Raw genomic sequence first — 8,893 nt, forward strand, 5'->3', positions numbered from 1 at the left:
GGGCCGGGCCGCACGGCCCGGCCCGCCGCTCGTCCGGGTCAGCCCCGGTCGAGCAGCACCACCGCCACGTCATCCGTCAGCTCGTCGCCGTTGAGACCCCGCACCTCGGCCAGTACGGCGTCCAGCAACTCCTCGCCGCGCAGCCCGGCGGCCATCCGGTTGCCGACGATCCCGAGCATGCCGTCCTGGCCCAGGCGCTGCTCGCCCTGGCCGATCCGGCCCTCGATCAGCCCGTCGGTGTACATCATCAGGCTCCACGAGCCGCCCAGCTCCACCTGGGTACGGGGCCAGCGGGCCTTCGGCAGCACACCCAGCGCCGGGCCGCCCCCCTCCTCGTGGTACGGCAGCAGCCGCGGCCCGCGCCCGCCACCGGCCACCAGCGGCGCCGGGTGCCCGGCGAGGCAGAGCCCGGCCCGCCGGCCGTCCGGCGCGATGTCGACGGTGCACAGCGTGGCGAAGATCTCGTCGCTGGAGCGCTCGTGCTCCAGCACCCGCTGGAGCGTGCCCAGGAGCTGGTCGCCGCAGAGCCCGGCGAAGGTCAGCGCCCGCCAGGCGATCCGCAGCTCCACCCCCAGCGCCGCCTCGTCCGGGCCGTGCCCGCACACGTCGCCGATCATGGCGTGGACGGTCCCGTCCGCGGTGCGCACGGTGTCGTAGAAGTCGCCGCCGAGCAGGGCACGGGAGCGTCCGGGCCGGTAGCGGGCGGCGAACCGCAGCTCCGAGCCGTCCAGCAGCGGGGTCGGCAGCAGTCCGCGCTCCAGCCGGGCGTTCTCCTGGGCCCGCAGCCGGGACTCGGTGAGCTGGTGCTGGGCCAGGTCCGCCCGCTTGCGCTCGACCGCGTAGCGGACGGCCCGGCTCAGCACCCGGCCGTCCAGCTCGTCGCGGAAGAGGAAGTCCTGCGCCCCGACGCGCACGGCCTCGGCCGCGCGCTCGGCGTCGTCCTCGGCGGTGAGGGCCAGTACCGCGTGCCGGGGCGCCAGCCGCAGCACCCGGCGCAGTATGTCCAGCTCGTCCCCGCCCTCCTGGGCGCCCCCGGCGGCGGCGCCGTCGGACAGTGCCAGGTCGAGCAGGATGCAGTGGACATCGTCGGTGAGCAGCCGCCCGGCCTCGGTGAGGTTGCGGGCGGTACGGACCCTCACCCGGCCTCCGGAGGCGTCGAGCAGCTCGGGGATGGCCAGGGAACCCGCCGGGTCGTCCTCGATGACGAGCAGGGTCAGCCCGCCGGGGGCCCCGGAGGGACCGGATGCCTCCGAGGGCCTGGAGAGTCCGGGAGAACCGGCCTCCGGGCCTGCGGACTGCCGCGGCAGCGCCACGGTCATCACCTCGTCGCCCATCGATACGGGCATGCCAGAATTCCTCTTCCCTCCCCCCGAGGGCACACAGGCGTCAGGGTGGAGACGCCCCGGGCGACCATAGCTGCCCCGGGGCTCTGCACGGAATGCCTTGTGGCATATGCCAAACAGCCGACTGGCGACCAGCCGAGGCAGTCTACGCGTCGGGCCGCACCACGCCGAGGATCGGCGGTGAGCCCGCGCCGGCGGTGGTGATCCGCCGCCCGGTCCGCGGCGCGTGGACCATCACCCCGTCGCCCACGTACATGCCGACATGGATGTCCTTCCTCGCATCGGCCTTCCGCCTGCGGTCCGCCTCCAACTTCGCCCACCGGCCGGTGGCCCCGTCCGCGTACCCGTCGAGGTCCTCGCCGGCCGTCCGCGGCTTCGCGATCAGCCCCTTGACCGCCTGATCACCCTTGCGAAGCAGGCCGAGACCGTGCAGGAAGTCCTGCGGGTCGCCACCGGGTACCGGCCGCGCGGAGGGCGGCAGCCCGACCCCGTGGTACTGCGCGCGGGCCATCGCCCCGGCCCGGGTCCCTCGGATCGTCCAGCTGCCCCCGGGTCCGCACGAGCGCCCGGGCCGGCCGCACGATCTCGCGCCACTGCCTCCCGGCCCACCCGTCGGCCGCGTTGTAATCCCCGGTGGCCGATTCCGCGCTGTTGTGGAGCTTCTCGGTCCTCTTGTGGAGCTTCTCCGGGCGCACGGAGCCCTCGCTGCCCCCGCCCGGCCCTCCGGCCGTCCCGAGCCTCCCCGTTCCCCGGCGGCAGCGTCAACTGCACCGTACGCCGAGGTTCACCTTTCGTTCACTCTTGGCCGTCAGGCGCTTCACCTGCTCTGCCTAATTTCGGCCTCACAGGGAGCGCGCCCAGTCGCCGGCGGACGCGGACCGCCCCGCATGCTGAATACGAAAACCGGACAAACATCACCGCTTGCCGTCCCCACCGGCGGGCCTCAGGAAGGAACTGAACGAAGTGAAGCTTCAGCCCACCAACCGGCTCCGCACGCTCGCCATCGGCGCCGCCGTGGTTTCCAGCACGCTGGTCCTGAGCGCCTGCGGCTCGGACGACAACACCGGGGGCGGTGACGAGGGCGGCAGCACCAAGGCCGCCAGCAACATCAAGTGCGACGGCGAGGGCAACCTCCTCGCGTCCGGCTCCAGCGCCCAGAAGAACGCGATGGACATCTGGGTCAAGAACTACCAGGCGGCCTGCGAGGGTGCCGCGATCAACTACAAGCCCACCGGCTCCGGCGCGGGCATCCAGGAGTTCCTCCAGGGCAAGACCGGCTTCGCCGGCTCCGACTCGGCCCTGAAGGAGGAGGAGGTCGAGCAGTCCAAGGAGGTCTGCGAGGGCGGCCAGGGCATCAACCTGCCGATGGTCGGCGGCCCGGTGGCCGTCGGCTACAACCTGGCCGGCGTGGACGAGCTGGTCCTGGACGCCGAGACCATCGCCAAGATCTTCGACTCGAAGATCACCGAGTGGGACGACGAGGCGATCAAGAAGCTGAACCCGGACGCCGATCTGCCGTCCGCCAAGATCCAGGCCTTCCACCGCTCCGACGAGTCCGGCACCACCGACAACTTCACCGAGTACCTGCACGCCGCCGCGCCCGACGCCTGGAAGTACGAGCCCGCCAAGGCTTGGGCCGGCGAGGGCGGCCAGTCGGCCGACGGCTCCTCCGGCGTGGCCACCAACGTCAAGAACAACGACGGCGCGATCGGCTACTTCGAGCTGTCCTACGCCACCGGCAACGACATCCCGACCGTGAAGCTCGACACCGGCGCCGCCGAGCCCGTCGAGGCCACCGTCGAGAACGCCTCCGGGGCCATCGCCGCCGGCAAGGTCGTCGGCGAGGGCAGCGACCTGGCCATGGAACTGGACTACGCCACCAAGGCCGAGGGCGCCTACCCCATCGTCCTGGTGACCTACGAGATCGTCTGCGACAAGGGCAACAGCGCCGAGTCCCTGGACCTGACCAAGTCCTTCCTGACCTACGCGGCCAGCGAGGACGGCCAGAGCGCGCTGGCCGACGCCGGCTACGCCCCGATCCCCGACGAGATCATCACCAAGGTCCGCGAGACCATCTCCTCCATCTCCTGACGCAGCAGGCGCCCGGCCGCGTCCGTGTACGGAACCGCTCCGCGCACGACCGATCCATCCGGTGCACCGCCGCCAGGGGATGACTCCCCTACCCAGACCGGAGAAGAAATGGACATAGCACCCACCGCCTCCGCCGATCCGCAGAAGTCACCACCCAAGGGCGCCACCCGCCCGGGCGACCGGATCTTCCTCGGCCTCTCCCGGGGCTCCGGCATCACGCTGCTGGTGATCATGGCCGCCATCGCGGTCTTCCTCACCTGGCGCACCCTGGTCGCCCTCGCCGCGAACGAGGGCAACTTCCTCACCACCTTCGAGTGGAGCGCCAACGCGAACCCGCCGGTCTTCGGCATCGCGGTCCTGGCGTACGGCACGATCGTCAGTTCGATCATCGCGATGGTCCTCGCCGTCCCCGTGGCCGTCGGCATCGCCCTGTTCATCTCGCACTACGCGCCGCGCCGGATCGCCACCCCGCTGGCGTACGTGGTGGACCTGCTCGCCGCCGTCCCCAGCATCATCTACGGCCTGTGGGGCGCCCTGTTCCTGGTGCCGCACCTGACCGGCCTGTACGAGTGGCTCGACCAGTTCCTCGGCTGGACGGGCGTCTTCGCCTACAGCGGCGGCGCCCCGCGCTCGCTGTTCACCGTCGGCATCCTGCTGGCGATCATGATCCTGCCGATCGTCACCAACGTCAGCCGCGAGGTCTTCAAGCAGTCCCCGAAGATGCAGGAGGAGGCAGCGCTCGCGCTCGGCGCCACCCGGTGGGAGGTCGTCAGGATGGCCGTCCTGCCCTTCGGCCGCTCCGGTGTGATCAGCGCCTCGATGCTCGGCCTGGGCCGCGCGCTGGGCGAGACGATGGCGGTGGCCACCGTCCTGTCCCCCAACTTCCTGATCAACGTCAGCCTCCTCAACCCCGGCGGCGGCACCTTCGCCCAGAACATCGCCGCGGGCTTCAAGGAGGCGGGCGACATCGGCCGTGACGCCCTGATCGCGTCCGGCCTCGTCCTGTTCGTCATCACCCTTCTGGTGAACGGCGCGGCCCGGGTGATCATCGCCCGCCGCAAGGAGTACTCGGGGGCGAACGCCTGATGAGCAACACAGTCATGGACAAGCCCCCGGTCACCGTGCCGCCCTCCGGCGGCGCCCTCAGGCAGCCCCGTCTGCCGCGCTGGGCCCCCGCGGGCCTCGCCCTGCTCTCCGCGGGCGTCGGCGTCGGAGCGGGCCTGGCGTTCGGCCTGGCCAGCCGCATCCAGTGGGGCCTGATCGCCGCGATCGTCTACGTCGTGGCCACCTACGCCCTCACCACGGCCGTCGAGGGCCGCCGCCAGGCCAGGGACCGCCTGGCCACCAGCCTGATCTGGGTCAGCTTCCTGGTCGCCCTCCTCCCGCTGGTCTCCCTGATCTGGGAGACGGTCGCACGCGGCACCGAAGTGCTGGACATGTACTTCCTCACGCACTCCATGCGCGGCGTGATCACCCTCCAGCCCGGCGGCGGCATCTACCACGCGATCATCGGCACCGTCGAGCAGGTCGGCATCGCCACCCTGATCGCGGCGCCGATCGGCCTGCTGACCGCGATCTACCTGGTCGAGTACGGGCGGGGCAGGCTCGCCACGGCCGTCACCTTCTTCGTCGACGTCATGACCGGCATCCCCTCGATCGTCGCCGGTCTGTTCGTGCTGTCCTTCTGGATCATCATCCTGGACTTCGGCTACTCCGGCTTCGCCGGCGCCATGGCGCTGGCCATCCTGATGATGCCGATCGTCGTGCGCTCCACCGAGGAGATGCTCAAGCTCGTCCCGAACGAGCTGCGCGAGGCCTCCCTGGCACTGGGCGTGCCCAAGTGGCGCACCATCCTCAAGGTCGTGCTGCCCACCGCGATCGGCGGCATCACCACGGGCGTCATGCTCGCCGTCGCCCGTATCGCCGGTGAGACCGCGCCGATCCTGCTGCTGGTGTTCGGCGCCCAGTCGATCAACAACAACCCCTTCGAGGGCGCCCAGTCCTCCCTGCCGTACTACGTCTACGAACAGTGGGCCAACGGCAACGAGGCCTCCTACGACCGGGCCTGGGCGGCGGCCCTCGTGCTGATCGCCTTCGTGATGATCCTGAACCTGGTGGCCCGCGGCATAGCCCGCTGGAAGGCCCCGAAGACCGGCCGCTGACCGGCCCCACGAGCAGAAGAGAAGTGATTCCCATGGCCAAGCGCATCGACGTCAGCGGCCTCACCGCGTACTACGGCTCCCACAAGGCGATCGAGGACATCTCGATGTCCGTCGAGCCCCGCTCCGTGACCGCCTTCATCGGCCCGTCCGGCTGCGGCAAGTCCACCTTCCTGCGCACCCTCAACCGCATGCACGAGGTCACCCCCGGCGGGCGTGTCGAGGGCAAGGTGATGCTCGACAACGAGGACCTGTACGCAGGCGGTGTCGACCCGGTCTCCGTCCGCCGCACCATCGGCATGGTCTTCCAGCGGCCGAACCCGTTCCCCACCATGTCGATCTACGACAACGTGGCGGCGGGCCTGCGGCTCAACGGCTCCTACAAGAAGTCGCAGCTCGACGACGTCGTCGAGAAGTCCCTCAAGGGCGCCAACCTCTGGAACGAGGTCAAGGACCGCCTGAACAAGCCCGGCTCCGGCCTCTCCGGCGGCCAGCAGCAGCGGCTGTGCATCGCCCGCGCCATCGCGGTCGAGCCGCAGGTACTGCTGATGGACGAGCCGTGCTCGGCGCTCGACCCGATCTCCACCCTCGCCATCGAGGACCTGATCTCCGAGCTGAAGGAGCGCTTCACGATCGTCATCGTGACGCACAACATGCAGCAGGCCGCGCGCGTTTCGGACCGCACCGCGTTCTTCAACCTCGCGGCGGTCGGCCAGCCCGGCAAGCTGATCGAGATCGACGACACCGAGCGCATCTTCTCCAACCCCTCGGTCCAGGCCACCGAGGACTACATCTCGGGCCGCTTCGGCTGATCGGCCGGCCCCGGCCCGCCCCGACCGTCTGCGGTGCTGCATGGCGGTGCCACCGCAAGACGAAACGCCCGCCCCCCGGCTCCCCGGGGGGCGGGCGTCCCATGTCGCGGGCCCTCGGCCATCCCCGCCGGCCGGGAGCCCGTACCACAGGGAGCGACCCGGGGGAGGGCTCCCGGCCGAAACCGGCACCCCGTACCACAGGGACAAGGGCTCAGCCCGCGACCATCTCCACCGCCCAGTAGCTCACCGCGGCCACCAGCGCCGCGGCCGGCATCGTGATGAACCAGCCGAGCACGATGTTCTTCGCGACACCCCAGCGCACCGCGCTGATCCGCTTGGTGGCGCCCACGCCCATGATCGCGGAGGTGATCACATGGGTGGTGGAGATCGGGGCGTGGAACATGAACGATGCGGTGTACATCACCGAAGCCGCCGTCGTCTCGGCGGCGAAGCCCTGCGGCGGGTCCAGTTCGATGATCCGGCGCCCCAGCGTCCGCATGATCCGCCAGCCTCCGGCGTATGTGCCCAGCGACAGCATCAGGGCGCAGGCGACCTTGACCCAGACCGGGATCTCGCCGTGGTCCTGGACATCCGCGATCACCAGGGCCATCACCACGATGCCCATCGTCTTCTGCGCGTCCTGCAGACCGTGGCCGAGCGCCATGCCCGCGGCCGAGACCGTCTGGGCCATGCGGAAGCCCCGCTTGGCCCGCTGCGGATTGGCCCCGCGGAACAGCCACATGATGGTCACCATCACCAGGTAGCCGAGCAGCAGGCCGACCAGCGGGGAGACGAACATCGGGATAACGATCTTCGAGAACACCCCGGACCAGTACACCGCGATGCCGCCCGCCAGCGCCGCGCCCACCATGCCGCCGAACAGCGCGTGGGAGGAGGAGGACGGCAGGCCGAAGTACCAGGTGATCATGTTCCAGGTGATCGCCCCGACCAGGGCCGCGAACAGGATCGCCATCCCGCTCTGGCCGTGCGGTGTCTCGATCAGCCCCTCGCTGACGGTCTTGGCGACGCCGCTGCCCAGGAACGCGCCCGCCAGGTTCATCACCGCCGCCATCAGCAGCGCGGCCCGGGGGGTGAGCGCGCGGGTGGAGACGGAGGTGGCGATGGCGTTCGCCGAGTCGTGGAAGCCGTTGGTGTAGGTGAAGAAGAGCGCGACGCCGACGGTCAGTACGAGCGCGAGGGTGTCCACGTGGTTCAGGACTCCTTGACCGCGATGGTCTCCACCGTGTTCGCCACGTGCTCGAAGGCGTCGGCCGCCTCCTCCAGGACATCCACGATCTGCTTGAGTTTGAGTACCTCGATCGCGTCGTACTTGCCGTTGAACAGGTGAGCCAGCAGCTTGCGGTGGATCTGGTCGGCCTGGTTCTCCAGCCGGTTGACCTCGATCCAGTACTCGGTGAGATTGGCCATCGTCCGCAGGTTCGGCATCGCCTCGGCGGTCAGCTCGGCCGCCCGGGCCAGTACCTCGATCTGCTGCTCGACCCCCTTGGGCAGCTCCTCGACCTGGTAGAGGACGACGAGATCGACGGCCTCCTCCATGAAGTCCATGATGTCGTCGAGCGACGACGCGAGCCGGTAGATGTCCTCGCGGTCGAACGGCGTGATGAACGAGGAGTTCAGCTGGTGGAAGATCGCGTGGGTGGCGTCGTCACCGGCGTGCTCGGCAGCACGCATGCGCTCCGAGATCTCGGCCCGGGCCGAGATCTCCGCCCCGAGCAGTTCCATCAGGAGCTTCGAGCCCGTGACGATGTTGTCCGCGGAAGCCGCGAACATGTCGTAGAAGCTCGTCTCCCTGGGGGTCAGACGAAAGCGCACTGGGATTCCTCGAGGTGCATCGTTGTCGGTCTCGATGATGCTAGGCGCATCATCCGGCCACATCGAACCGGCGTCCTTCAGTGTCACCCATCGGACCACACGCTCCGTACCCGGGGATCCACCCTCCCATCACCACAGAACGGAACATTCGGTACCATATACCCAGTGGGGGTATTGATCCTCACGGTGACCACGGGAGGACCGTATGACGACCACCGACGCCCGTCCAGAGACCGCCCACGGTCCGCACGGCTACGCCAAGGAGAAAGAGACCCACCTCAAACGGCTGCGGCGCGTCGAGGGTCAGATTCGCGGTCTGCAGCGCATGGTCGAGGAGGATGTCTACTGCATCGACATACTCACCCAGGTCTCGGCGTCCACCAAGGCCCTGCAGTCCTTCGCCCTCCAGCTGCTGGAGGAGCACCTGCGTCACTGCGTGGCCCACGCGGCGACCGAGGGCGGCGAAGAGGTGGACGCCAAGGTGGCGGAGGCCACGGCCGCCATCGCCCGGCTGCTGCGCACCTGACGCCCGCCCCTTTCACCCCGCGCCCGTCCTGGCCGGATCCGGCCTTGCCAGGTCCGGGAGGCCGGCATCCGGGCCGAGCCCGGGGGCACGCTCAGGGCCGCGGCCGGCCGCTGGGGGGCGGGCGGTATC

9 protein-coding genes are annotated in these 8,893 nt (G+C 70.0%); 5 read left to right on the plus strand and 4 right to left on the minus strand.

The features are described from left to right. Positions 1–38: 38 nt before the first annotated feature. Together LJ221_RS15710 and LJ221_RS15715 are read right to left on the minus strand one after the other, a co-directional pair. Positions 39–1,319, minus strand: coding sequence for a PP2C family protein-serine/threonine phosphatase (locus LJ221_RS15710; protein WP_374228471.1), 1,281 nt, complete (start codon positions 1,317–1,319; stop codon positions 39–41). A 169-nt stretch (positions 1,320–1,488) separates the two neighbouring features. Next, the gene (locus LJ221_RS15715) at positions 1,489–1,854 is read right to left on the minus strand and encodes a hypothetical protein (protein WP_241717360.1); all 366 of its coding nucleotides are present in this window, start codon (positions 1,852–1,854) and stop codon (positions 1,489–1,491) included. Between the two features lie 452 nt (positions 1,855–2,306). Between LJ221_RS15715 and pstS the strand changes: the two genes are divergently transcribed. From pstS to pstB, 4 genes are all read left to right on the plus strand, one after another. Next, on the plus strand, positions 2,307–3,434 hold the full coding sequence (pstS, locus tag LJ221_RS15720) for a phosphate ABC transporter substrate-binding protein PstS (RefSeq protein ID WP_241717361.1): 1,128 nt from the start codon (positions 2,307–2,309) through the stop codon (positions 3,432–3,434). Positions 3,435–3,542: 108 nt separating this feature from the next. After that, positions 3,543–4,520: a phosphate ABC transporter permease subunit PstC gene (gene pstC / locus LJ221_RS15725; RefSeq protein WP_241717362.1), complete on the plus strand. Its 978-nt coding sequence runs from the start codon at positions 3,543–3,545 to the stop codon at positions 4,518–4,520. Further along, the gene (gene pstA, locus LJ221_RS15730) at positions 4,520–5,596 is read left to right on the plus strand and encodes a phosphate ABC transporter permease PstA (protein WP_241717363.1); all 1,077 of its coding nucleotides are present in this window, start codon (positions 4,520–4,522) and stop codon (positions 5,594–5,596) included. Before pstC ends, pstA begins: the two co-directional genes overlap by 1 nt. 32 nt (positions 5,597–5,628) lie before the next feature. Further along, the gene (pstB, locus tag LJ221_RS15735; RefSeq protein ID WP_241717364.1) at positions 5,629–6,405 is read left to right on the plus strand and encodes a phosphate ABC transporter ATP-binding protein PstB; all 777 of its coding nucleotides are present in this window, start codon (positions 5,629–5,631) and stop codon (positions 6,403–6,405) included. Positions 6,406–6,616: 211 nt separating this feature from the next. Here the strand turns inward: pstB and LJ221_RS15740 are convergent, their stop codons facing one another. Further along, positions 6,617–7,612 carry an inorganic phosphate transporter gene (locus tag LJ221_RS15740; RefSeq protein WP_241717365.1) on the minus strand — a complete coding sequence of 332 codons (996 nt, stop codon included), beginning with the start codon at positions 7,610–7,612 and terminating at the stop codon, positions 6,617–6,619. A 5-nt stretch (positions 7,613–7,617) separates the two neighbouring features. Beyond that, entirely contained in the window at positions 7,618–8,238 is a 621-nt protein-coding gene (locus tag LJ221_RS15745) for a DUF47 domain-containing protein (RefSeq protein ID WP_241717366.1), read from the minus strand. Positions 8,239–8,443: 205 nt separating this feature from the next. On the opposite strand from LJ221_RS15745, the gene LJ221_RS15750 reads away from it, so the two are divergent. Next, entirely contained in the window at positions 8,444–8,764 is a 321-nt protein-coding gene (locus LJ221_RS15750; protein WP_241717367.1) for a metal-sensitive transcriptional regulator, read from the plus strand. Positions 8,765–8,893: the final 129 nt, after the last annotated feature.

Origin of the sequence: Streptomyces sp. CNQ085, from assembly GCF_022614595.1 — a bacterium.
GTDB lineage: Bacteria > Actinomycetota > Actinomycetes > Streptomycetales > Streptomycetaceae > Streptomyces.

Coding starts and splice junctions, on each gene's coding strand:
- LJ221_RS15715 (WP_241717360.1), bottom strand. CDS start 1,854: ATGGCCCGCGCGCAGTACCACGGGGTCGGGCTGCCGCCCTCCGCGCGG.
- LJ221_RS15750 (WP_241717367.1), top strand. CDS start 8,444: ATGACGACCACCGACGCCCGTCCAGAGACCGCCCACGGTCCGCACGGC.
- pstC (WP_241717362.1), top strand. CDS start 3,543: ATGGACATAGCACCCACCGCCTCCGCCGATCCGCAGAAGTCACCACCC.
- LJ221_RS15710 (WP_374228471.1), bottom strand. CDS start 1,319: ATGACCGTGGCGCTGCCGCGGCAGTCCGCAGGCCCGGAGGCCGGTTCT.
- pstB (WP_241717364.1), top strand. CDS start 5,629: ATGGCCAAGCGCATCGACGTCAGCGGCCTCACCGCGTACTACGGCTCC.
- pstA (WP_241717363.1), top strand. CDS start 4,520: ATGAGCAACACAGTCATGGACAAGCCCCCGGTCACCGTGCCGCCCTCC.